This is a genomic window from Sphaerisporangium rufum, assembly GCF_016863395.1.
In the GTDB taxonomy this organism is placed as follows: Bacteria; Actinomycetota; Actinomycetes; order Streptosporangiales; family Streptosporangiaceae; genus Sphaerisporangium; species Sphaerisporangium rufum.
The window spans coordinates 22,563-43,812 of record NZ_BOOU01000055.1 but is presented as its reverse complement, the minus strand read 5'-3'; the positions used below and the strand labels follow the sequence as shown (position 1 = coordinate 43,812).

The 21,250-nt window shown below is 74.0% G+C and carries 24 protein-coding genes; 11 read left to right on the top strand and 13 right to left on the bottom strand.

Annotated features, from left to right (window positions below):
- Positions 1-157: 157 nt before the first annotated feature.
- From Sru01_RS20780 to Sru01_RS20765, 4 genes are all read right to left on the bottom strand, one after another.
- Positions 158-1,174: an NAD(P)/FAD-dependent oxidoreductase gene (locus Sru01_RS20780; protein ID WP_203989010.1), complete on the bottom strand. Its 1,017-nt coding sequence runs from the start codon at positions 1,172-1,174 to the stop codon at positions 158-160.
- Entirely contained in the window at positions 1,171-1,704 is a 534-nt protein-coding gene (locus Sru01_RS20775; RefSeq protein WP_203989009.1) for an isoprenylcysteine carboxyl methyltransferase family protein, read from the bottom strand. The genes Sru01_RS20780 and Sru01_RS20775 overlap by 4 nt, the downstream gene beginning before the upstream one ends.
- A gap of 67 nt (positions 1,705-1,771) precedes the next feature.
- The gene (locus Sru01_RS20770; protein ID WP_203989007.1) at positions 1,772-2,842 is read right to left on the bottom strand and encodes a type III polyketide synthase; all 1,071 of its coding nucleotides are present in this window, start codon (positions 2,840-2,842) and stop codon (positions 1,772-1,774) included.
- Positions 2,843-3,014: 172 nt separating this feature from the next.
- On the bottom strand, positions 3,015-3,767 hold the full coding sequence (locus tag Sru01_RS20765) for a hypothetical protein (RefSeq protein WP_203989005.1): 753 nt from the start codon (positions 3,765-3,767) through the stop codon (positions 3,015-3,017).
- 295 nt (positions 3,768-4,062) lie between these two features.
- Between Sru01_RS20765 and Sru01_RS20760 the strand changes: the two genes are divergently transcribed.
- Positions 4,063-4,902 carry an SMP-30/gluconolactonase/LRE family protein gene (locus tag Sru01_RS20760; RefSeq protein ID WP_203989003.1) on the top strand — a complete coding sequence of 280 codons (840 nt, stop codon included), beginning with the start codon at positions 4,063-4,065 and terminating at the stop codon, positions 4,900-4,902.
- 145 nt (positions 4,903-5,047) lie between these two features.
- Here Sru01_RS20760 and ehuA read toward each other — a convergent pair whose 3' ends face one another.
- From ehuA to ehuB, 4 genes are read right to left on the bottom strand one after another with little or no spacing between them, the layout of a single operon-like run.
- Positions 5,048-5,812, bottom strand: a complete 765-nt coding sequence (gene ehuA / locus Sru01_RS20755; protein ID WP_203989107.1) for an ectoine/hydroxyectoine ABC transporter ATP-binding protein EhuA — start codon at positions 5,810-5,812, stop codon at positions 5,048-5,050.
- 46 nt (positions 5,813-5,858) lie between these two features.
- Positions 5,859-6,515, bottom strand: a complete 657-nt coding sequence (ehuD, locus tag Sru01_RS20750; protein WP_203989001.1) for an ectoine/hydroxyectoine ABC transporter permease subunit EhuD — start codon at positions 6,513-6,515, stop codon at positions 5,859-5,861.
- Positions 6,515-7,267 carry an ectoine/hydroxyectoine ABC transporter permease subunit EhuC gene (ehuC, locus tag Sru01_RS20745; RefSeq protein WP_203988999.1) on the bottom strand — a complete coding sequence of 251 codons (753 nt, stop codon included), beginning with the start codon at positions 7,265-7,267 and terminating at the stop codon, positions 6,515-6,517. Before ehuC ends, ehuD begins: the two co-directional genes overlap by 1 nt.
- Positions 7,268-7,274: 7 nt before the next feature.
- The gene (ehuB, locus tag Sru01_RS20740; RefSeq protein ID WP_239137612.1) at positions 7,275-8,210 is read right to left on the bottom strand and encodes an ectoine/hydroxyectoine ABC transporter substrate-binding protein EhuB; all 936 of its coding nucleotides are present in this window, start codon (positions 8,208-8,210) and stop codon (positions 7,275-7,277) included.
- 507 nt (positions 8,211-8,717) lie between these two features.
- On the opposite strand from ehuB, the gene moaA reads away from it, so the two are divergent.
- From moaA to Sru01_RS20725, 3 genes are read left to right on the top strand one after another with little or no spacing between them, the layout of a single operon-like run.
- Positions 8,718-9,707: a GTP 3',8-cyclase MoaA gene (gene moaA, locus Sru01_RS20735; RefSeq protein WP_239137611.1), complete on the top strand. Its 990-nt coding sequence runs from the start codon at positions 8,718-8,720 to the stop codon at positions 9,705-9,707.
- Between the two features lies 1 nt (position 9,708).
- The gene (mobA, locus tag Sru01_RS20730) at positions 9,709-10,320 is read left to right on the top strand and encodes a molybdenum cofactor guanylyltransferase (RefSeq protein ID WP_203988997.1); all 612 of its coding nucleotides are present in this window, start codon (positions 9,709-9,711) and stop codon (positions 10,318-10,320) included.
- 51 nt (positions 10,321-10,371) lie between these two features.
- Positions 10,372-10,635: a DUF6457 domain-containing protein gene (locus Sru01_RS20725; protein WP_203988995.1), complete on the top strand. Its 264-nt coding sequence runs from the start codon at positions 10,372-10,374 to the stop codon at positions 10,633-10,635.
- 192 nt (positions 10,636-10,827) lie between these two features.
- Here the strand turns inward: Sru01_RS20725 and Sru01_RS20720 are convergent, their stop codons facing one another.
- Entirely contained in the window at positions 10,828-11,139 is a 312-nt protein-coding gene (locus Sru01_RS20720) for a DUF3099 domain-containing protein (RefSeq protein ID WP_203988993.1), read from the bottom strand.
- Positions 11,140-11,234: 95 nt separating this feature from the next.
- On the opposite strand from Sru01_RS20720, the gene Sru01_RS20715 reads away from it, so the two are divergent.
- Complete coding sequence (locus tag Sru01_RS20715) at positions 11,235-11,447, top strand: dodecin (RefSeq protein ID WP_203988992.1); 213 nt, start codon at positions 11,235-11,237, stop codon at positions 11,445-11,447.
- 63 nt (positions 11,448-11,510) lie between these two features.
- Here Sru01_RS20715 and Sru01_RS20710 read toward each other — a convergent pair whose 3' ends face one another.
- Together Sru01_RS20710 and Sru01_RS20705 are read right to left on the bottom strand one after the other, a co-directional pair.
- Positions 11,511-12,878, bottom strand: coding sequence for a metallopeptidase TldD-related protein (locus Sru01_RS20710; RefSeq protein ID WP_239137610.1), 1,368 nt, complete (start codon positions 12,876-12,878; stop codon positions 11,511-11,513).
- A complete protein-coding gene (locus tag Sru01_RS20705; RefSeq protein ID WP_203988990.1) occupies positions 12,875-14,374 on the bottom strand; it encodes a TldD/PmbA family protein in 1,500 nt (499 codons plus the stop codon). Before Sru01_RS20705 ends, Sru01_RS20710 begins: the two co-directional genes overlap by 4 nt.
- 75 nt (positions 14,375-14,449) lie before the next feature.
- Here Sru01_RS20705 and Sru01_RS20700 point away from each other — a divergent pair, with 75 nt between their 5' ends.
- Positions 14,450-15,154, top strand: coding sequence for a beta-ketoacyl-ACP reductase (locus Sru01_RS20700; RefSeq protein ID WP_203988989.1), 705 nt, complete (start codon positions 14,450-14,452; stop codon positions 15,152-15,154).
- A gap of 2 nt (positions 15,155-15,156) precedes the next feature.
- Entirely contained in the window at positions 15,157-15,921 is a 765-nt protein-coding gene (fabI, locus tag Sru01_RS20695) for an enoyl-ACP reductase FabI (protein ID WP_203988988.1), read from the top strand.
- Between the two features lie 137 nt (positions 15,922-16,058).
- Here fabI and Sru01_RS20690 read toward each other — a convergent pair whose 3' ends face one another.
- Positions 16,059-17,048: a hypothetical protein gene (locus Sru01_RS20690; protein WP_203988987.1), complete on the bottom strand. Its 990-nt coding sequence runs from the start codon at positions 17,046-17,048 to the stop codon at positions 16,059-16,061.
- Between the two features lie 256 nt (positions 17,049-17,304).
- Positions 17,305-18,258: an aldo/keto reductase gene (locus Sru01_RS20685; RefSeq protein WP_203988986.1), complete on the bottom strand. Its 954-nt coding sequence runs from the start codon at positions 18,256-18,258 to the stop codon at positions 17,305-17,307.
- 83 nt (positions 18,259-18,341) lie between these two features.
- On the opposite strand from Sru01_RS20685, the gene Sru01_RS20680 reads away from it, so the two are divergent.
- From Sru01_RS20680 to Sru01_RS20665, 4 genes are read left to right on the top strand one after another with little or no spacing between them, the layout of a single operon-like run.
- Positions 18,342-19,163 carry an undecaprenyl-diphosphate phosphatase gene (locus tag Sru01_RS20680; protein WP_203988985.1) on the top strand — a complete coding sequence of 274 codons (822 nt, stop codon included), beginning with the start codon at positions 18,342-18,344 and terminating at the stop codon, positions 19,161-19,163.
- A 10-nt stretch (positions 19,164-19,173) separates the two neighbouring features.
- The gene (locus Sru01_RS20675; protein WP_203988983.1) at positions 19,174-19,887 is read left to right on the top strand and encodes a histidine phosphatase family protein; all 714 of its coding nucleotides are present in this window, start codon (positions 19,174-19,176) and stop codon (positions 19,885-19,887) included.
- 9 nt (positions 19,888-19,896) lie between these two features.
- Positions 19,897-20,457, top strand: a complete 561-nt coding sequence (locus tag Sru01_RS20670) for a DUF3090 domain-containing protein (RefSeq protein WP_203988981.1) — start codon at positions 19,897-19,899, stop codon at positions 20,455-20,457.
- A complete protein-coding gene (locus Sru01_RS20665; protein ID WP_203988979.1) occupies positions 20,454-21,218 on the top strand; it encodes an SCO1664 family protein in 765 nt (254 codons plus the stop codon). Before Sru01_RS20670 ends, Sru01_RS20665 begins: the two co-directional genes overlap by 4 nt.
- The last annotated feature ends 32 nt before the right edge of the window (positions 21,219-21,250 follow it).

The following is a 21,250-nucleotide window of genomic DNA, read 5'->3' as shown; positions in this document are numbered from 1 at the left end:
GGCCGGTGCTCGGGCCGGTCACCGGCCCCCGCCGGCCGGCCGCCGGTCCTTCGGGAACCGGCTGCCGCCCGTGGCGGTGGGGACGGCGGGACGGCGACCTCGTCCTCCCTCGGCGGTTCGATCCCTGCGTGGGCGCCGGTGTCGCGGGCCCGGGGCGTCAGGCCAGGGCGTTGACGGTGGCGGCGAACACGGCGGGCAGCCGGCGGGCGGCCGGGACGATCAGCCGGGCCGACGCCGGGTGCCGGCGGGCGGCGAGCAGCGCCCCGGTCAGCGCCCGGTGCCGCCGCGACAGCCGCCGCCAGGCCCGCTCGTAGGCCTCCGGGCGCCCGGCCCGCAGGCAGCCGGCCAGCGCCCGCGCCGACAGCACGGCCAGCGAGACGCCCTCGCCGGTGAGCGCGTCCACGTAGCCGGCCGCGTCGCCGACCAGCAGCACCCGCCCGGCCACCCGGGCGCGGGCGCGCTGCCGCATCGGCCCGGCGCCGCGTACCGGGGTGGCCGGCGCGGCGCCGGCCAGCCGGTCCAGCAGCGCCGGGAAGCCGGCCAGGTGCCCGTCGTAGCCGTGCCGTTCCGCGCTGAGCACCGCCACCCCGACCAGCCCGCCGCCCACCGGGGTGACGTACGCCTCGCCGCGCGGCGCCCAGTGCACCTCGACGAACCCCGACCACGGCGGCACCGCGTAGTGCCGGCGCAGGCCGTACCGGCGGTCGCCGCCAGCGGGCAGCTCCAGGCCCAGCCGGCGGCGCAGCGGCGAGTGCAGCCCGTCCGCGGCGACCAGCCACCGGGCCCGCATCCCGGCCGCCCGCACCGAGTCGGGCCCCTGCCGCACGTCCTCCACCCGGCCGGCCTCCACCCGGACGCCCACCTCGGCGGCCCGGGCGTGCAGCGCGGCGTGCAGCGTGGTGCGGCGCACCCCGAGACCCGGGCCGGCCCGGAACGGCGCCTCGGCGCCGCCCCGCGGGTCCAGGTAGCGGATGCCGCGCAGCGGATGCCCGGCCGGCCGGACGCCCAGGGCCGCCAGCGCCGCGGCGCCGGTGGGCATCAGGCCCTCGCCGCAGGCCTTGTCGACCGGTGCCGGCCGCGGCTCCACCACCACGGCCTCCAGGCCGGCCAGCGCGGCGGCGATCGCGGTCGACAGCCCCGCCGGGCCGCCCCCGGCGACCAGGACGTCGATCACGCCGGCGCCTCGCCGGCCACGGCGGCCAGCGCCGCCTCCTCGCAGCGGACGCGCACCACCATGAGCCCGGCGTTGAGCACGGTGAACACCACGGCGGTGACGAACGCGCCGTGCACCAGCGGCAGCGCCGCGCCCTCCACCGCGACCGCCACGTAGTTCGGGTGGCGCAGCCACCCCAGCCGGTAGGGGCCGCGCCGGACCAGCGGCAGCCCCGGCACCACGATGACCTCGGTGTTCCACTGCCGGCCGAGGGAGGTGATGCACCACCAGCGCAGCGCCTGCGCCGCGGCGACCAGCGCGACCATCGGCCAGCCGAGCGCGGGCACGAACGGCCGGTCGGCCAGCGCCGTCTCCAGCAGGCAGCCCGCCAGCAGGCCGGTGTGCAGCACCACCATGAACGGATAGTGGCCGCGGCCGGACACCCGGCCGCCCCGGGCCAGGGCCCAGCGGGTGTTGCGGCGGGCGACGACGAGTTCGGCGAGGCGTTCGGCGCCCACCAGCAGGACCAGGACGAGATACCAGGGCGACATGTCCACCGACGATACGGGAGCGGCGAGGGCCTGGGCCGCCGCCCCGGGCGGCAGGGTCACGCCGCGCCTACCAGCGCAGCAGGACGAGCTCGGAGCAGAAGCCCGGGCCCATCGCGATGAGCAGGCCCGGCGTGCCGGGCGGCGGCGGGCGCAGCGCCAGCGTGTCGCGCAGCACGTGCAGCACCGACGCCGACGACAGGTTGCCCTGCTCGGCCAGGGACCGCCAGGTCAGCTCCAGCGCGCCGTCGGGCAACTCCAGGGTCTCGGCGACCGCCTCCAGCACCTTGGGGCCGCCGGGATGGCACACCCAGGCGGACACGTCCCGCGGGGTCAGCCCGTGCTCGGCGAGGAAGTCCCGCACGTCGCCGGCCAGGTAGGTGCGCACCACCTCCGGGACGCTGGTGTCCAGCACCACCCGGAAGCCGGTGTCGGAGACGTCCCAGCCCATCACCGCCTCGGAGTCGGGATACAGCCGGCCGCGGGAGGCCACCACGGTGGGCCCGGCGGCGGGCGCGCCCTCGCCGGCGGCCCGCTCCGCGCCGCAGGCCACCACCGCCGCCGCGCCGTCGCCGAACAGCGCGCTCGCCACGAAGTTGACCGGCGTGGCGTCGGCCCGCTGCAGGGTGAGCGAGCACAGCTCCACCGACACCAGCACCGCCACGTGGTCCGGCCAGCCGCGCAGGTAGTCGTGCAGGCGGGCGATGCCCGCGGCGCCCGCCACGCAGCCGAGCCCGAAGATCGGGACGCGTTTGACGTCCTGGCGCAGCCCGAGGCGGCCCACCAGCCGGGCGTCCACCGACGGGGCGGCGATCCCGGTCACCGAGGTGAACATGATCATGTCGACGTCACCGGGGGTCAGCCCGGCCGCGGCGAGCGCGGCGGACACCGCCTCCGCGCCGAGATCGACGGCGGCCTCGACGAAGCGGGCGTTGGCCGTGCCGAACCCGTCGAGCTTGGCGTACTCGTCCAGCGGCAGCACCAGGTTGCGGTGCCCGACGCGCGCGGAGGCGTGCAGCCGGTCCAGCAGCCGCCGGTCGGCGCCCTCCGGCAGGCACATGCCGGCGAAGGCGTCGGTGATCTCGGACTGGGGATAGCGGTTCGGGGGAAGGGCACCGCGGACAGCGGCGATCTGCGTCATATGGGATTTCCCGCCTCGCTTTGTTGACGACACCCATGTCATGCCCTTGCCGGGCATGGGCATGCGTGCGGCGGGCGGACGCGCGCGAGCGCCGGCCCGGGGGGAGGGATGGGCCGGCGCTCGCGTGGGGGGTGGGCACGCCACGGCAGGGGAGGCCGTGGCGCCCGGCGGGTCAGGACACCAGGTCGGGAAGTTCGGTGTAGGACTTGCCGCGGACGTACCACTGCAGGTCGGCCGAGTTCTGGCCGGCGGCGGAGGGGAGCCCGGCCCGCAGGTTCACCGCGCTGTTGACCAGACCCCAGTTCAGGCCGCAGCCGCTCGCCTTCGGCACCGCGAACCGGTCGTCCTTGGCGGTGGCCTTGAAGACCGCGATGCCGTCGATCGAGGTGAGGTCGAGCGAGCCGATCTCCGGGTTCAGCACGATCGGCCGGGAGTCGCCGCCGATGTAGCATTTCCCGCCGAGCAGCGGGTGGATCATCCGGATCTTGATGCCGACGCCGGTCGGGAAGATCGGGCCGGCCTCGATCCGCCCGGTGCCCTCGGTCTCGACGTACACGTCGGTGAGCTTGGGCACCTCGAACGGCTTGCCGATCAGCCCGCCGGGCACCTTCATCCGCTCACCCTTGACGGCGCCGAACGCGGCCGCGGTGCCGCCGCCGGCGGTCTTGCCCTGGGCGACGGTGATGCGCAGCGGCGCGGTCAGCGGTTGCTCGATCTTGCCGAGCCGCATGGTGCCGCCGACGGTGATGATGAATATGCAGCTCCAGGTGTCCGGCGTGGCCCCCTTCGGCAGCCGCGGGCAGTCGGCCCAGTCCGCGTCGCTCGGGTGGTAGCCGGGGGCGGCCGCGGCGGCCGGCGCCGGCAGGCCGGCCGCCAGCACGGCGGCCGCGGCGCCGGCGGCGAGCCGCCGGACGAGAACGCTCATGCGCTCCTCCTCGGTCCCACCGCACGCGATGGGGGAGACGGGTACCCGGAAAGGTCGTCCGACCGGTTATATCCGTGTGAAAGCGCACGTTTCTACGCGCGGGACGCAGGGCTTGCCGCCGGTTCTTGTCATCCGCGCGCAACCGCCGGTCCGGGCCGGTGCGGATCCCCGGCGGTGGTGTCGATCCGCGGCATCCTCGTTCGTGTAGACACCGGGAGCCGCCCGCGGGCCGGACGGTGCCGCCACGTCGCCCGGTGCCCGCCGCGGCGGAACATCGATACCTTGAGGAGCTCGGATGGCCGAACCGCGGACCCTGATCACCGGCCGTGGCCTGGTGGAGTCGCCCCGGTGGCACGACGGCCGCCTGTACTTCGCCGACTGGACGGCGGGCGAGGTGATCGCCCTGGAACCGGACGGCACGCCCGAGGTGATCGCCCGGGTGGACTCGCTGCCGCTGTGCATCGCCTGGCTCCCCGGCGGGCGGCTGCTGCTGGTGGACTCCGCCCGCGAGCGGCTGCTGCGCCGGGAGGCCGACGGATCGCTGGTGACCCACGCCGGCCTGGCCGGTCTCGGCGGCGGCTGGAACGACGTCGTCGCCGACGGCCGCGGCGGGGTCTACGTCGACCGCATCGGCTTCGACATGCTCTCCGGCGCCGAACCCGCGCCGGGCGGCGTCGCCTACGTCGGCCCGGACGGCTCGGCGCGCGAGGTCGCCACCGGCCTCACCTTCGCCAACGGCATGGCCCTGACAGCCGACGGCTCGACGCTGATCGTCGCCGACTCCTACGCCGGCCGGCTGATGGGCTACGACGTCGAGCCCGGCGGCGGCCTGTCCGGCGCGCGGGTCTGGGCCGATCTGGGAGGTGGCGTGCCGGACGGCATCTGCCTGGACGCCGAGGGTGCCGTCTGGTACGCCGACGTGCCCAACCGGCGGTGCGTCCGGGTGCGCGAGGGCGGCCGGGTGACGCGGACCGTGGAGCTGGACCGGGGCGGGTTCGCCTGCGAGCTCGGCGGTGCGGACGGCGCGACGCTGTTCATCACCGCGGCCGAATGGCGCGGCGTGCCGGAGATGGTGCCGCCGGGCACCGGGTGCGTGCTGTCCGTCCCGGTCGACGTCCCCGCCGCGCGTCGCTGAGCGCCGCGGCGCGCTCGGCGCTCAGCGTCGCGGCCGCGGCTCCGTCCCGCCGGCCGGCCGGCTCCATCGCGACGGCCGGCCGGCTCCATCGCGACGGCCGGCCAACCGGCCCCGGAGGGAGCCCGGCCCGAGACCGCCGGCCCGGTCAGCCGGCCTCGATGACCGCCTGCAGGAAGTCGCGGGTGCGCTGCTCGCGCGGCTCGCCGAAGATCTGCTCGGGCGGGCCGTCCTCGACGATGCGGCCCCGGTCGAACATCAGCACCCGGTCGGAGATGTCCCGGGCGAAGTGCATCTCGTGGGTGACGCACAGGATGGTCAGCTGCGACTCCTGCGCGATGTCCCGCAGCAGGCACTGCACGCCGGCCACCAGCTCCGGGTCCAGTGCCGAGGTCACCTCGTCCAGCAGCAGGATCTCCGGCTCCATCGCCAGCGCCCGGGCGATGGCCACCCGCTGCTGCTGGCCGCCGGACAGCCGCGCCGGGTGCTCGTGCGCCTTGTCGGCCAGGCCGACCATCTCCAGCAGCTCGGCGCCCCGGGTCTCGGCCTCCTCCCGGGAGCGGCCCAGGGAGCGCACCGGCGCCTCGGTGATGTTGCGCATGACGTCCATGTTGGGGAACAGGTTGAACTGCTGGAACACCATGCCGATCTTGCGGCGGGCGACCCGCAGGTGCTTCTCGTTGGCCGGTACCAGCCCGCCGCGGCCCGGCATGTGGCTGAACGGCCGGCCGTCGACCTCGATCAGGCCGCCGGTGACCCGCTCCAGCGTCATCAGCAGCCGCAGGATGGTGGTCTTGCCCGAGCCGCTCGGCCCGATCAGCGTGACGCGCTCCTTGGCGCGGACGTGGAAGTCCAGGTGGTCCAGCACGGTCAGGTCGCCGAACCGCTTGACCACCTGGTCGAAGCGGATCATCCAGTCGCCGGCCGCCGGCGCGGCGTCGGCGGGGGCGGGCACGGGTTCACGTTCCAAGGCGATGCTCCAAGCGGCGCACGACGAGAGAGGCCGGGATGGCGACGAGCAGGAAGAACAGCCCGGCGATGGTGATGGGTTCGAGGTAGCGGAAGTTCTCGGAGCCGAGCTGGCGGCCCAGGCCGAGGATGTCCACCACGGTGATCAGCGTGAGCTGCGGGGTCTCCTTGAAGATGGCGATCAGGTAGTTGCCCAGCATGGGCAGCACCCGGCGCACCGCCTGCGGCAGCACGACGCTCGTCCAGGTGCGGGGGCGGCTCAGGTTGAGCGCGACGGCCGCCTCCCACTGGCCTTTCGGCACCGAGTCGATGCCCGAGCGGTACACCTCGGCGGTGTAGGCGGCGTAGTGCACGCCGAGCACCACGATGCCGGTGGCCAGCGCGCTCATGCTGATCCCGAGGGCGCTGGGGAAGACGTAGTAGACGAAGAACAGCTGCGCCACCAGCGGCGTGCTGCGGACGAACTCGATGATCAGGCGCACCGGCCCGCGGATGCCCGACCATGGGGCACGCAACCCCAGGGCGAGCACCAGCCCGAGCGCGAACGCGACCAGCGCGCCGGCGAACGTGGCCTGCAGGGTGACCTTCAGGCCGGTGGTCAGCATCTCCGGCGCGATGGAGAGCGCGTAATCCCAGTCCCAGTCCATCAGGCGACCTCCCCCCGCACCGGCACCGGGGGACGCCGGCGACGGCGCCGGGGCAGCAGCGGGGGCGGCTCGCGGCCGACCCGGTGGGCGGCGCGCCGCTCCAGCATCCGCATGATCAGGGTGATTATGAGCGCCAGGAGCAGGTAGATCAGCAGCACCAGGGTCATGACGACCAGCGGCGAGTATCCGGTGTTGCGCAGGGTGCGGCTCTCGGCGATGACGTCGGCCACCGAGATGACCGAGACCAGCGAGGTGGCCTTCAGCAGCTCGATCCACAGGTTGTTCAGCGGCGGCAGCATGGCCACCCACGCCTGCGGCAGGATGATGCGGACCATCCGCTGCACCGGGCCGAAGTTCAGCGCGATGCCCGCCTCCCGCTGCGGCACCGGCACCGCGGCGATCGCGCCCCGCACGACCTCCGAGCCGTAGGCGCCCAGGTTGAGCCCGACCGCGATGACGCCCGCGAACACCGGGTCCAGCCGGTAGCCGGTCAGCGCGGGCATCGCGTAGAAGATCCAGTACATCTGGACGATCACCGCGGTGCCGCGGAAGAACTCCAGGTAGCCGCGGGAGACGCCACGGGCCCAGCGGCTGCCGGAGCAGCCGGCCAGGCCGGCGATGAACGCCAGCGCCAGCGCCACCGGGGTGGCGCCCAGCGCGACCTTGACGGTGACCACGGCGCCGTCCAGCAGGTACGGCAGCACTTCCGCGGCGGTGCCGAGCGGGCCCGGCGCGGTGAAGGAGAGCATCATGAGTCGGTCAGGCCGCGCAGAGCTGCTCGGCGGTCAGCGTCTTGGCGGTCTCGACCTCGGTCTCGCCGAACCCGAACGGCTCGACGATCGGCAGCAGCTTCCCGCCGTCCTGCAGCTTCTTCAGCTCGGTGTCGAACGCCTGCCGCAAGGTGGTGTCGGACGTGCGGAACCCGAAACCGCCCGCGCCGAGCTGCTTCTGGCCGTTCACGACCGGGATGAACCCTTCGGTGACCTCAAGGCCCGCGCCGGCGAAGGAGGGGTTCTCCTTCAATGTCCAGCGCAGCGTGATGGCGGTCAGCGCGACCGCGTCCACCCGGCCGTCGGCGAGCCCTTGCACCGCGTCGTTGGCCTTGGGGTAGACCTTGATCTTGCCGCCGTCCACGCCGGCCGCGTCGGCGTAGCCCTTCTCGGCGGCGCCCTCCAGCACCGCGATGGTGGCCCCGGAGGACTTGACCTTGTCGAAGGAGGTGAGTCCCTTGGGGTTGCCCCGCTCGACCATGAACGCGCTCGCCCCGGCGTAGTCGGGGTTGGAGAAGGCGATCTGCCCGCAGCGCTCGGGGGTGATGAACATCCCGGCGGCGATGAGGTCGTACTGGCCGGCCACCAGGCCGGGGATCAGGGCGCCGAAGGAGTCGACCAGCACCGGTTCCAGCTCGATGGTGCCCAGGCCCTTGAAGATCGCCCGGGCGAGTTCGGGGGCCTCGCCGGTGAGCTTGCCGCTCTTGTCGCGGAAGCCGTAGGGAGCCTCGTTGGCGAAGCCGACCTTGACCCGTCCGGTGGATTTGATCCGCTCCAGGGTGTCGCCGTCGCCGGTGGCGCCGGTACCGCCGGTGCCTTCGGCCTTGCTGCAACCGGCGACCGCCAGCGGGGCCGCGGCCAGCGCGGTGATCAGGGCTCCGGTGCCGCGCATGAAGCCGCGCCGGGTGTAGGGAGTGTCCGCCACTGGTCTCTCGCTCCTCGTTCGTGCTCTCGCTGCTCGTGGTGGGTCGTCTGCTTGTCGGGACGCTGGACACGTACCAGGCCTCCGACCGTAATGAGATCGTCGGAGGATCAAAAATCGCGCAGTCTGTCCGAAATTTGAGTGTCGTCCCAGGTCAGCGTGGCTTACTGGCGCAACAGGGGGCTACCTGGCTTTGCCGGGCTGTAACCGAATCGTTGATAAAACAACCAAGCGATTGCTTGGTTCGTTTTCACACTGGTCACAGAGGGCGGAGAATGCCTCTTTCGCCCTATCCCCGTGGCTTGCCCCGTAAACCCCGGCGGTCCCCCCGATGCGGTCCGCCCGGAACCCCAGTGCGTCCCGGCGGCCGGGGTCGGAGCCAGGGAATCGGCCGCGGGCGCCGATGGTTGGGCGGGGAAGGGGAGATGCGCCACGCCGGGCGCCGCGCCGCGCGGCATAGGCTGGCCATCTGACCGATCACGCCTCGTACGCACGGCTGGGAGGGCACCGGTGCTCGTCGACTCCTTCGGGCGGGTGGCGACCGATCTGCGGGTCTCGCTGACCGACAAGTGCAACCTGCGGTGCGGCTACTGCATGCCGCCGGAAGGGCTCGACTGGCTGCCCAAGCCCGACCTGCTCACCGCGGACGAGATCTGCCGGCTGGTGGAGATCGGCGTGCGGCGGCTCGGGATCACCGAGGTCCGTTACACGGGCGGCGAGCCGCTGCTGCGCCGCGAGCTGACCGAGATCGTCGCCCGCACCACGGCGTTGCGCCCCCGGCCACAGGTGTCGATCACCTCCAACGGCATCGGCCTGGCCCGGCTGGCCGAGCCCCTCGCCGCCGCCGGGCTGGACCGGGTGAACATCTCGCTCGACACCCTGGACCGGCAGACCTTCGTCCGGCTCGCGCACCGCGACCGGTTGCCGGACGTGCTCGCCGGGCTCGCCGCCGCCGAGCGGGCCGGCCTGCGCCCGGTCAAGGTGAACTCGGTGCTGATGCGGGGGGTGAACGAGCACGAGGCGGCCGGGCTGCTGCGCTTCTGCCTGGAGCGCGGCTACGAGCTGCGCTTCATCGAGCAGATGCCCCTGGACGCCCAGCACGGCTGGCGCCGCGACACGATGGTCACCGCGGACGAGATCCTCGGCATGCTGAACGGGCACTTCTCGCTCACTCCCGACGAACCCGGCGAGCGCGGCAGCGCGCCCGCCGAGATCTTCCTGGTGGACGGCGGCCCGGCCCGGGTCGGGGTGATCGGCTCGGTGACCCGCCCGTTCTGCGGCGCCTGCGACCGGGTGCGGCTGACCGCCGACGGCCAGATCCGCAACTGCCTGTTCGCCACCGAGGAGTCCGACCTGCGCGCCGCGCTGCGCGGCAGCGCCTCAGACGACGAGATCGCCGCGCGGTGGACCGCCGCGGTGCGCGGCAAGCGGGCCGGGCACGGCATCGACGATCCGGCGTTCCTGCGGCCGGCCCGTCCCATGTCGGCCATCGGCGGCTGAGGTGGCGCCCCGGCCGGCGTACGACGCGGTGCTGCTGGCCGGCGGCGGCGCGCGCCGGCTCGGCGGTGCCGACAAGCCGGGGCTGCCGGTCGGCGGCCGGCCGCTGGTCGAGCGGGTCGCGGCCGCGGTCCCGCACGCGGCCCGGCTGGTGGTGGTCGGCCCGCCGCGGCCCGGCCTGCCGGGAGCCGAGTTCGCCTGCGAGGATCCGCCGGGCGCCGGCCCGGTGCCCGCGCTGCGGGCCGGGCTGGCGCGGTGCGCGGCTGCGCTGGTGGCGCTGCTCGCCGCCGACCTGCCCTTCCTGCTGCCCGGGCACGTCGCCGCGCTGCGGGCCGCCGTGGGGGAGCGGGCCGGGGCCCTGCTGGTGGACGAGGAGGGCCGGGAGCAGTGGCTGACCGGCGTGTGGCGCCGGGAGCCGCTCGCCGGGGCCCTGGCCGGCTACCGGGGCGGGTCGCTGCGCGGGCTGCTCGGGCCGCTGGAGCCGGTCCGGCTGCGGCTGCCGCCCGGGGGCGACGGGCGGGCGCCATGGTTCGACTGCGACACCATGGCGGACGTCGCGGTGGCCCGGCGGCGGCTGGCCGACGACCTTCCCGACAAAGACGGAAATGTCCGGTAAAGGGGCCAGTAAGGCATTATCGGGAAAATCAGCCACCCGACCGAAAGGAGCATGGTGAACGTACTCGCGGAATGGACGGCGCTGGTCTGCCAGGAACTCGGCATCGACCCGGAGAAACTGGACCGGGATGTGGTACTCGACCTGACCAGGGACGTGGCGCACGGGGTGGCCCGGCCGGCCGCGCCGCTCACCGCCTACCTGCTCGGGCTGGCCCAGGGCGCGGGCACCGCGGGTCCGGACGCGGCCGGGCGGCTCGCGGCGATGGCCCGGGAATGGGCGGCGCCGGCCGCCGGGGAGCAGGTGCCCGGCCGCTGACCGGCGGCGGCCCGGAAACCGAAAAACCCCCGGAAATGGGCGACGCCGGGTGGTTACGGGGGCAAACCACCCGGCGTCGCGTCATCGGCGTTCCGACGGGGGCCCGGAACGCCGGCACGAGCGCTCTGACGGGGGACCAGAGCGCTTGCCTAAAGCGTACACCTACAACCCATGGGGTGCGTCAAGACTTTGTCACGACCCGATCTCGCGTCGGTGCCGTGGTATCTCGCTTTGGTTAGGTGATTCCCCGGCGAAGGGCGAGGGAGCGTCACGGCTCGGCTGGTTCGCCCCGATCACCGCGAAGTACGGCAAGAAGATCGCTCCGGCCACCAGCAGCGCGCGGACCGGCCAGGGCACGCTGAGCACGACGGCCAGCACCAGGCACACCAGCCGGATGCTCATCTGCACGAAATAGATCTTCTCTCGGCGCCCGATGTCGGCCGAGAGGGAGGGGCGGGCGTCGGTGACCTGATGGACGACCGTGCGACGATGCCATACCTTCACCTGTCCCACGGTAGTCCCCGGAGTGTCCGGGCCACCCGCCGGGCGGGGGACCGGCGGCCCGTCATACGATCAAGGCCGGACGGAAGGAGAAGCTGATGAGCGACCGCACCTATCGGGTCACCGAGATCGTCGGCACGTCGCCCGAGAGCATCGACCAGGCGATCCGCAACGGGGTCCGCCGCGCCGCCGAGACGCTGCGCCACCTGGACTGGTTCGAGGTGACCGAGGTACGCGGCCACATCCAGGACGGCGAGATCGGCCACTTCCAGGTCGGCATGAAGGTGGGCTTCCGGCTGGAGGACTCCTGAACCGGCCCGCCCCCGGCGCCGCACGGTGCCGGTGCCGGAGCGACCCGGCACCGGCACGCCCGGTCAGCTGGCCTGGCTGACCGTCGACATGTTGAAGTCGGGCACCCGCACCGGCGGCATGACCGTCCGGGTGAAGTAGTCGTTCCACTCCCGGGGCAGCGTCTGCGCCGAGCGGCCGATCTCGGTGAGCCGGCCCAGCAGGTCGACCGGGCTCTCGTTGAACCGGAAGTTGTTCACCTCGCCGACCACCTCGCCGCCCTCCACCAGGTACACCCCGTCGCGGGTCAGCCCGGTCAGCAGCAGCGACTGCGGATCCACCTCGCGGATGTACCACAGGCAGGTGAGCAGCAGGCCACGCTCGGTGCCGGCCACCATCTCCTCCAGCGACGCGCCGCCCGCCGGCCCCGACATGATCAGGTTGTCGATGGGCGGGGTCACCGCCAGCCCGGTCTGCTCGGCGGAGTGGCGGGTCTGCAGCAGGGCGGCCAGCGAGCCGTCCCTGATCCAGTCGGTCGCCGCCAGCGGCAGCCCGTTGTCGAACACCGACCGCTCGCGGCCGCCGGCGTGCGCGACCACGAACGGCGCGCACTCGACGCCGGCGGCGGCCGGGTCGCTCGCCAGCCGCAGCGGCGAGCCGGACAGCACCTCGCCGACCCGGGTGCCGCCGCCGGGGCGGGAGAACACCGTACGGCCGTCGGCCGCGTCCCGGGCGCCCGCCGACCAGTACAGATAGATCATCAGGTCGGCCACCGAGGACGGCGGCAGCAGCGTCTCGTAGCGGCCGGCCGGCAGGTCCACCCGGCGCTTGGCCCAGCCCAGCCGGCGGGCCAGCCCGTCGTCCAGCGCGGCCACGTCCACGTCGGTGAAGTCGCGAGTGGCGACGCCCGTCCACGCCGAGCGGGCCAGGTCGGCCGACTTGGCGTTCAACTCCAGCCGGCCGGTCGGCTGGTCGTGGCGCAGCCGCAGCCCGGTGGAGGAGCCGAGGAAGGTCGAGGTCATGCTGTGCTCGGCGAAGCCGTACAGCCGCCGGTCGCCGGTCTCGGCCACCGCGAACGCCTCACCGAGCGCCGGGGCGAGCCGCCCGAAGACCTCGATGGAGGTGGTCTCGGCCGGCCGGTCCCAGTCCGCCGACTCCGCCCCGCCCACCAGCGGCCGGGCGTCCTCGGCGGGCGGCGACTGGTGGGAGGCCAGGTCGGCGGCGGTGACCACCTCGGCCAGCTGGTCCGGGCGGACCGCCGAACGCGACACCACGCCGACGCCCCGGCCGGTGATCGAGATGACGGTGAGCTGCGAGGAGCGCGCCACCCCGTTGGTGGTGAGCGTGTTGCCGGCGAAGCGGAGGTTCGCGGTCGACCCCTCGTCGACGATCACGACGCAGTCGTCGGCCTTGCTGAGCGCAAGGGCACGCTCGACGGTCTCCTGAGGAGTCACTTGCCACCCTCCTGAACGGTGTTGAGTATCTTGACCCCGCGGAACAGCGCGGACGGGCATCCGTGGCTCACCGGGGCCACCTGGCCCGGCTGGCCCTTGCCGCAGTTGAAGGCGCCGCCCAGGACGTAGGTCTGCGGGCCGCCCACCGCCTCCATCGAGCGCCAGAAGTCGGTGGTGGTGGCCTGGTAGGCCACATCGCGCACCTGCCCGGTCAGCCGCCCGTCCTCGATGAGGTAGAACCGCTGCCCGGTGAACTGGAAGTTGTACCGCTGCATGTCGATGGACCAGCTCTTGTCGCCCATGACGTAGATGCCGCGCTCCACCCGGGAGATCAGCTCCTCGGTGGACGGGCCGTCCAGCGCCGGTTGCAGCGACACGTTGGCCATCCGCTGGATCGCCACGTGCCCGGGGGAGTCGGCGAACGCGCACCCGTTGGACGGGCCGAGGCCCTTCAGCAGCGCCATCCGCCGGTCCAGCTGGTAGCCCACCAGCCGGCCCTCGCGCACGATGTCGAACTGGCGGGTCGCCACGCCCTCGTCGTCGTAGCCGATCGAGGCCAGGCCGTGCGCGGCGGTGCGGTCGCCGGTCACGTTCATGATCGGCGAGCCGTACTCAAGGGTGCCGAGCTGGTCGAACGTCGCGAAGCTGGTGCCCGCGTAGGCCGCCTCGTAGCCGAGCGCGCGGTCCAGCTCGGTGGCGTGGCCGATCGACTCGTGGATGGTGAGCCACAGGTTGGACGGGTGGACCACCAGGTCGTACGCGCCGGCCGTCACCGATGGCGCCGCGAGCTTCTCCTCCAGCAGCAGCGGCAGGGTGGCCAGCTCGGCCGGGAAGTCCCAGCCGGTGCCGGTCAGGTACTCGTACCCCCGGCCGACCGGCGGGGCCAGGGTGCGCATGTCGTCGAACCGGCCGTCCACCGCCCGCATGACGGTGACCACCGGATGGACGCGCACCCGCTGCTGGGTGGTGTCGGTGCCCGCGGTGTCGGCGTAGAACTTCTGCTCCTTGACCTGCATCAGCGAGGCCGACACGTGATCGACCCGCGGGTCGGCCAGCAGGCCGGCCGACCATTCGCCGAGCAGGGCGGCCTTGTCCTTCATGACCACGTCGAAGGGGTCGACGTCGTACTCCGACACCCAGGTCACCCCGGCGTGCACCGGCTCGGCGGCCAGCTCGACCGGCTCGCGGTTCACCGGCGCCGCCACCTTGGCGACCTCGACCGCCTGGGCGGCCACCGCCGCGGCGGCCTCGGGGGTGAGCTCGATGCCCGCGGCGAACCCCCAGGTGCCGCCGTGCACCACGCGCACGGCGTACCCGAGGTCGTCGGCGTCCATCGACCCCTCCAGGCGGGCGTCGAACAGGTTGAGGCTCTCACCGCGCACCCGCTCCAGCCGGAAGTCGGCGTGCTCGGCGCCGAGTTCGCGGGCACGCTGCAGGGCCGCGTCGGCCAGCCGCCGCAGCGGCAGGGCGAGGAAGTCGGGATCGATCTGGCGCATGTCCACGATCCTAGCCCTGTGATCTTGTACGGCGCGGATAAGGGTTTACCTGCGAGTAGGCGATACCGTCGTGCCATGGCTCGATCAGTACTCGTAACCGGCGGCAACCGCGGCATCGGTCTGGCTATCGCCCGGGAGCTGGCCGCGGCCGGTGACGCCGTGGCCGTCACCTACCGCTCGGGAGAACCCCCCGAAGGGCTCTTCGGCGTCAGGTGCGACGTCACCAGCACCGAGGACGTGGACACCGCGTTCGCCAAGGCGGAGGCCGAGCACGGGCCGGTCGAGGTGGTCGTCGCCAACGCGGGCATCACCCGCGACACCCTCCTGCCGCTGATGAAGGAGGAGATCTTCACCGAGGTCCTGGACACCAACCTGACCGGCGCCTACCGGGTGGCCAAGCGGGCCTGCCGCGGCATGCTGAAGATGCGCCGCGGCCGCATCGTGCTGATCTCCTCGGTCGTCGGGCTGTCCGGCTCGGCGGGGCAGAGCAACTACGCGGCCTCCAAGGCCGGCCTGGTGGGGTTCGCCCGGTCGCTGGCCCGCGAGCTCGGCTCGCGCGGCATCACGGTCAACGTGGTGGCGCCGGGCTTCGTGGAGACCGACATGACGGCCGCGCTGGACGCCGCCCAGCAGGAGGCCATCTTGAAGAACGTGCCGCTCGGCCGGGCCGCGAGCGGCGCCGACATCGCGCGGGCCGTGCGGTTCCTGGCGAGCGACGACGCCGCCTACATCACCGGGGCGGTCGTCCCGGTCGACGGCGGCCTGGGAATGGGGCACTGATCATGGGAATCCTCGACGGCAAGCGGCTGCTGGTCACCGGCGTGCTCACCGACGCGTCCATCGCCTTCTCGGTGGCCCGGCTGGCCCAGCAGGAGGGCGCCACCATCGTGCTCACCGGCTTCGGCCGGCTCAGCCTGGTCGAGCGCATCGCGCGGCGGCTGCCCGACCCGCCGCCGGTCATCGAGCTGGACGTGCAGAACACCGAGCACCTGGACACCCTGGCCGACCGGGTCGGCGAGCACCTCGACGGGCTGGACGGCATCGTCCACTCCATCGGCTTCGCGCCGCAGACCGCCCTCGGCGGCAACTTCCTCAACACCACCTGGGACGACGTCGCGACCGCGCTGCACGTCTCCACCTTCTCCTTCAAGTCGCTGGCGGTGGCCTGCCTGCCGCTGATGAAGGACGGCGGCGCGGTGGTCGGCCTGGACTTCGACGCCAGCAAGGCCTGGCCGGTCTACGACTGGATGGGCGTGGCCAAGGCCGGCCTGGAGTCCTGCTCGCGCTACCTGGCCCGCGACCTGGCCGCGCACGGCATCCGGGTGAACCTGGTCGCGGCCGGCCCGCTGCGCACCATGGCCGCCAAGAGCATCCCCGGCTTCAAGGAGTTCGAGGAGAGCTGGCCGGCCAAGGCGCCGCTCGGCTGGGACCTGGCCGACCCCGAGCCGGCCGCCAAGGCGTGCGTGGCGCTGCTGTCGGACTGGTTCCCGGCGACCACCGGCGAGATCGTGCACGTGGACGGCGGCGTGCACGCCATCGGCGCCTGAACCACCTCGCCGGCCGGACCACCTCGCCGGCCGGTCCGCGCCGCCCCGGCTGGTCCGGCGGTGCCGGGCATCGGCAGGACCCGCACCGGACGTCCGGCCGGCCCGACCAGGCCGACGGGCCGATCGTCGCCAGGTGATCAGGCGGATCGGCGCACGCCCTCCGGCCCCGCCGGCGACAGCGGCGAGCCCGCGCGGCGGGGCGCCGCCGCCCGCGGCAGCCCGCCGAACGGCATCGACGCGGGCGGGCCGCCCTCGCTGCGCGCCTGCAGCACCCGGGCGGCCAGGATCGCCGACAGCAGCAGCGCCGCGGTCAGCGCGGTGCCGGGGATGTCGAACGGCGGGGACGGCCGCAGCGGCGGCCCGCCGAGCGGGCCGGCCAGTACCGGTAGCCGCTGCCCCGGCCACAGTGGCACCATAGGCGGTGTCTCCACGTCGGGGGCCACCGGACGGGCGGACGTCGCGCCCCCCCGCCGTGCCCCGCCGGGCCCCGCCCCGTCCGCCGGCCAGGCGGTGGGTGAGACGGCGGGTGAGATGGCGCCGCCCGGAGGAACCAGGCCGGGCCGGCCGACGTGGTTGGAACGGTCCTTTCCCGGCGCGGCCGCGTCGGCGGCGGAGTCACCTGGCACCTTCCCGGCGCCGGGCCCGTCCCGTCCGGCCGGCGCGGCGGGCGGCGGGCCGCCGGTGGGCGCCGGCGCGGCGGTGGCGGCCGGTGGTGGCGAGGCGACCGGCTCCGGCGTCGCGCCCCGATCACCGAACACGGTGTCGGTGGCGTCGGCCACCGGCTCGTCCACCGTCCGGCCGGTGTCCTTGACGTCCTTCTCGACATCCCGCACGGTCTCCCGCACGGTGTCGCGGACGGTGTCGCGGACGTCGTCCACGGCGTCCCTGACGTTCTCGGTGACGTCCTTGACGGTGTCGGGCGGGCCGTCCGGCGCGCCGGTGGCCGCCGGGGCGGCCGGGGCCGCGGCGGCGATCATGATGACCGGGATGGCCGCCGGGCCCGGCCCGGCCGGCCGGCCGCCCGGGCCGGGCTCCGCCGAGGCCGTTCCGGCCACCGCCGGCGCCGCCCCCCCGCCGAGCGCGAGGGCCAGTGCCCCGGCCGCCACGGCGGTCGTGCTCCTGTGCATGGATCGCCTCCATGTACGTCCTGGGACGACGGGCTCCCCTCCCGGCGTCTCCAAGACCATCTTGTGGCACCAAGCCCGTCTTTCCGAGAAAAGCGACGAAACGGTACCGAGTAGTGATACGCGAGCACGATTCCCGTTCGGGGGCCGGCCGTCCGGCGGCGCGGTCCGCGAGGGCGGCCGGGGCATGGGCGGGGGAGAGCGGCCGTCCCGGGCGGCGGCCGCGGCGGGCGTCGCGGCGGCTCCCGGCCGCCGGAGATCAGGACTGGTCGACGGCCGAGACGTCGTCCAGCGCCTCGCGGATCTCCACCGGCAGGGTCAGGTCCTCGGCCTGCAGCACCCCGCTGAGCTGTGCCCGGTCGCGCGCCCCGACGATGGCCGCCGCCACGCCCGGCTGGTCGCGCACCCAGGACAGCGCGACCGACAGCGGCGAGACCCCGAGCCCCTCGGCGGCGGTGGTCACCGACTCCACCACCCGGCGGCACCGGTCGTTCAGGTACGGCTGGACGAAGTCGGCGAAGTGCGGGGTGGCGGCCCGCGAGTCGGCGGGGATGCCCGTGCGGTACTTGCCGGTCAGCACGCCCCGGCCCAGCGGCGACCAGGCCAGCACCCCGGCCCCCACATGCTCGGCGGCGGCCAGGATCTCCCGCTCGGCGTCCCGCGCCAGCAGCGAGTACTCCACCTGGGCGGCCACGAGCGGCGCCCGGCCGGCCGCCGCGCGCTGCCAGACCCCCGCCGCCGCGAGCTGCCAGCCGGTGTAATTGCACACCCCGGCGTAGATCGTCCGGCCGGTGGAGACCGCGGTGTCCACCGCGGCCAGCGTCTCCTCCAGCGGCACCTCCGGGTCGAACGCGTGCAGCTGCCACAGGTCCACCTCGTCCAGGCCCAGCCGGGCCAGCGAGGCGTCCAGCGCGGCGATCAGCCCCCGCCGCGAGGCGTCCCTGGTGCGCGGACCGTACGGCGTCAGCACGGCCTTGGTGGCGACGACGACCTGCGCGCGCGGCACGCCGTCGCGCAGCAGCCGGCCCAGGAGGCGCTCGGCGTCGCCGCCGGAGTAGACGTCGGCGGTGTCGACCAGCGTGCCGCCCGCGTCGGCGAACATGGCGAGCTGCGCGGCGGCCTCCTCGGCACTGGTGTCACGCCCCCAGGTCATCGTGCCGAGCCCCACCCGCGACACCGACAGGCCGCTGCGGCCCACCAATCGCTGCTCCATGATCCGGCCAGGTTACCGCGTTGGAACGTCCCACCCCCGGCCGCACCCCTCGGACGCGCCCGCTGCCCTAGGCTGGCGCGACTATGGACGCACTGCAAGCGATCGTGCTCGGCGTCGTGCAGGGCCTGACGGAATTCCTGCCGATCTCCAGCTCGGCCCACCTGCTCATCGTGCCCCGGCTGCTCGGGTGGTCCGACCCGGGCGCGGCCTTCACCGCGGTGATCCAGCTCGGCACCATGCTGGCCGTCGTCATCTACTTCTGGCGCGACATCACCCGCATCCTGTGGACCTGGCTGCGCAGCCTGTGGACCCCGGCCCTGCGCGGGGAGACCGACGCGCGGATGGGGTGGTACATCGGCCTCGGCACGGTCCCGCTCGGCGTCCTCGGCCTGGTGTTCAAGGACGCGATCGAGGGGCCGGCCCGCAACCTGTGGCTGAACGCCGCGGTCCTGATCGCCTTCGGACTGGTCCTGCTGCTCGCCGAGCAGGTCGGCCGGCAGCGCGCGCCGATCGACCGCCTCACCCTGCGGGACGGGCTGATCATCGGCGGGTTCCAGGCCCTGGCGCTGGTGCCCGGCGCCTCGCGGTCCGGCTCCACGATCACCGGCGGGCTGTTCCTGGGATTCACCCGGGAGGCCGCGGCCCGCTACTCGTTCCTGCTGTCCATCCCCGCCGTCGTGCTGTCCGGGCTGTTCGAGCTGCGCGACGTCGGCGCGGGCGGCGGCCCCGACCTGCTGCCCACCGCCGTCGCCACCCTGGTCTCCTTCGCCGTCGGCTACGCCTCGATCGCCTGGCTGCTGCGCTACCTCGCCAGGCACTCCACCATGGTCTTCGTCACCTACCGGGTGTTCGCCGGAGCGTTCCTGCTGACGCTGCTGTCCCTTGGGGTGATCACGGCACAATAAGCTGGGATCTGTGACCACTCTGCTCCTGGTGCGGCACGGCCTCACCGACCTGACCGGGCCGGTGCTCGCCGGCTGGACCCCGAAGGTCCATCTGGACGAGCGCGGCCGGGCACAGGCGGCGGCCCTGGCGGAGCGGCTGGCGCCGGTCCGCCTCGACGCGATCGTGTCCAGCCCGCTCGAACGCTGCCGGGAGACCGCCGAGGCGGTCCTGGCCGGCCGGGACGGGCTCACCGTGCAGAGCGACGAGCGGTTCGGCGAGTGCGGCTACGGCGACTGGACCGGCCGCCCGCTCGCGGACCTGGCCAAGGAACCGCTCTGGCGGGTGGTGCAGCAGCACCCGAGCGCCGCGGTCTTCCCGGGCGGGGAGTCGCTGGCCGGCGTGCAGCGCCGCGCGGTCGCCGGGGTACGGCACTGGAACGCCAAGCTGGGCGACGACGCGGTCTACCTGGTGTGCAGCCACGGTGACGTGATCAAGGCGATCGTGGCGGACGCCCTCGGCGTGCACCTCGACCAGTTCCAGCGGATCACCGCCGACCCCGCGTCGCTGACCGTGATCAGGTACACCACCCTGCGGCCGTTCGTCCTCCGGGTGAATGATGTGGGGGGCGGGGTGGAGAATCTCCTACCTCCACCCCCATCGGCCGAGCGTCCGGCGGAGCCGGACGGCGGAGAAATGTCCACCGAGAGCGACGCCGCTGTCGGCGGCGGAGCCGGGACCGCGTAAGGTCGGGCTATGCCGGTCTTCGACTACGATCCGCCAGAGAGGTTCGTGGCCGGTGCCGTGGGGCAACCGGGCTCACGCACCTTCTTTCTGCAAGCCCGTGGTCAGGGGCGCATGACGACGGTGGCGCTGGAGAAGTTCCAGGTCGCGGTGCTGGCCGATCGGCTGGACGAGCTGCTGGACGAGGTGCTGCGCCGCAGCGGCGGCACCGCCCCGGTGCCCGCGATGGCACCGGTGGAGCTGGCCGACAAGGCGCCGCTCGACCTGCCGATCGACGAGGACTTCCGGGTGGGCACCATGGCGCTGGCCTGGGACCCCGACAGCGCCCAGGTCGTCATCGAGGCCAAGGAGGCCACCGATGACGACGAGGACGACGAGGACGTCCTGGCCGAGGATCCCGACTCGGCGGTGCTGCGGGTGCACATCAGCGCCGCGGCGGCCCGTGCGTTCACCCAGCGCGCCCTGGAACTGGTCGCCGCCGGCCGGCCGCCCTGCCCGCTGTGCGCGCAGCCGCTGGATCCCGAAGGTCATATCTGCGTCCGGCTCAACGGCCACCGGGGGGGCCTTACGTGAGTGCGGAGAGCGACCCCCGGCTCAGCAGCATCCCCGGTGCGTCGGGACTGGACGACGACACCGCCCTGCGCCTGCTGCGCGAGGGCACCATCGAGGTCGCCGGCCGGCTGGTCGAGGCGACCAACATGACGCTCTACTGCACCATCCGCCTGGAGGGCCTGACCGCCGAGTGCGTGTACAAGCCGGTGCGCGGCGAGCGGCCGCTGTGGGACTTCCCGGACGGGACGCTGGCGGCCCGCGAGGTCGCGGCCTTCGAGGTGTCGGCGGCCACCGGCTGGCGCATCGTCCCGCCCAGCGTCTACCGCGACGGCCCCTTCGGGCCGGGCATGTGCCAGCTGTGGATCGACGCCGACCCCGAGACCGACCTGATGACGCTGATCCGCGGCCGCAACCCGGCGCTGCGCCGGATGGCGGTCTTCGACGCGGTGGTCAACAACGCCGACCGCAAGGGCGGGCACCTGCTGCCGCTGCCGGACGGCCACGTCTACGGCGTGGACCACGGGGTGTGCTTCTCCGCGGAGGACAAGCTGCGCACCGTGCTGTGGCAGTGGCGCGGCAAGCCGCTGCCGCGCGAGGCGGTCAACGTGCTGGCCCGGCTGGAGCGGGACATCGAGCGCGGCCGGCTCGGGCGGCGGCTGCGCGAGCTGCTCACCCTGCGCGAGGTGGAGGCCACCTGGGAGCGGGTCCGCCGGCTGCTCAGCACCGGCATCCATCCCTTCCCCTCCGACGACTGGCCCGCCATCCCCTGGCCCCCCATCTGAGGTGCCCGCCGCGCGGCGCGGGTGGGAATTCG

Excerpts from the sequence above, each read along its gene's own strand:
- Sru01_RS20680 (WP_203988985.1), top strand. The coding sequence starts at position 18,342 with ATGGACGCACTGCAAGCGATCGTGCTCGGCGTCGTGCAGGGCCTGACG.
- fabI (WP_203988988.1), top strand. The coding sequence starts at position 15,157 with ATGGGAATCCTCGACGGCAAGCGGCTGCTGGTCACCGGCGTGCTCACC.
- Sru01_RS20770 (WP_203989007.1), bottom strand. The coding sequence starts at position 2,842 with ATGACGCAGATCGCCGCTGTCCGCGGTGCCCTTCCCCCGAACCGCTAT.
- ehuD (WP_203989001.1), bottom strand. The coding sequence starts at position 6,515 with ATGGACTGGGACTGGGATTACGCGCTCTCCATCGCGCCGGAGATGCTG.
- Sru01_RS20670 (WP_203988981.1), top strand. The coding sequence starts at position 19,897 with ATGCCGGTCTTCGACTACGATCCGCCAGAGAGGTTCGTGGCCGGTGCC.
- Sru01_RS20685 (WP_203988986.1), bottom strand. The coding sequence starts at position 18,258 with ATGGAGCAGCGATTGGTGGGCCGCAGCGGCCTGTCGGTGTCGCGGGTG.
- Sru01_RS20705 (WP_203988990.1), bottom strand. The coding sequence starts at position 14,374 with ATGCGCCAGATCGATCCCGACTTCCTCGCCCTGCCGCTGCGGCGGCTG.
- Sru01_RS20700 (WP_203988989.1), top strand. The coding sequence starts at position 14,450 with ATGGCTCGATCAGTACTCGTAACCGGCGGCAACCGCGGCATCGGTCTG.
- Sru01_RS20715 (WP_203988992.1), top strand. The coding sequence starts at position 11,235 with ATGAGCGACCGCACCTATCGGGTCACCGAGATCGTCGGCACGTCGCCC.
- Sru01_RS20725 (WP_203988995.1), top strand. The coding sequence starts at position 10,372 with ATGGTGAACGTACTCGCGGAATGGACGGCGCTGGTCTGCCAGGAACTC.
- ehuC (WP_203988999.1), bottom strand. The coding sequence starts at position 7,267 with ATGATGCTCTCCTTCACCGCGCCGGGCCCGCTCGGCACCGCCGCGGAA.
- Sru01_RS20775 (WP_203989009.1), bottom strand. The coding sequence starts at position 1,704 with ATGTCGCCCTGGTATCTCGTCCTGGTCCTGCTGGTGGGCGCCGAACGC.
- ehuA (WP_203989107.1), bottom strand. The coding sequence starts at position 5,812 with ATGATCCGCTTCGACCAGGTGGTCAAGCGGTTCGGCGACCTGACCGTG.
- Sru01_RS20760 (WP_203989003.1), top strand. The coding sequence starts at position 4,063 with ATGGCCGAACCGCGGACCCTGATCACCGGCCGTGGCCTGGTGGAGTCG.
- Sru01_RS20765 (WP_203989005.1), bottom strand. The coding sequence starts at position 3,767 with ATGAGCGTTCTCGTCCGGCGGCTCGCCGCCGGCGCCGCGGCCGCCGTG.
- Sru01_RS20690 (WP_203988987.1), bottom strand. The coding sequence starts at position 17,048 with ATGCACAGGAGCACGACCGCCGTGGCGGCCGGGGCACTGGCCCTCGCG.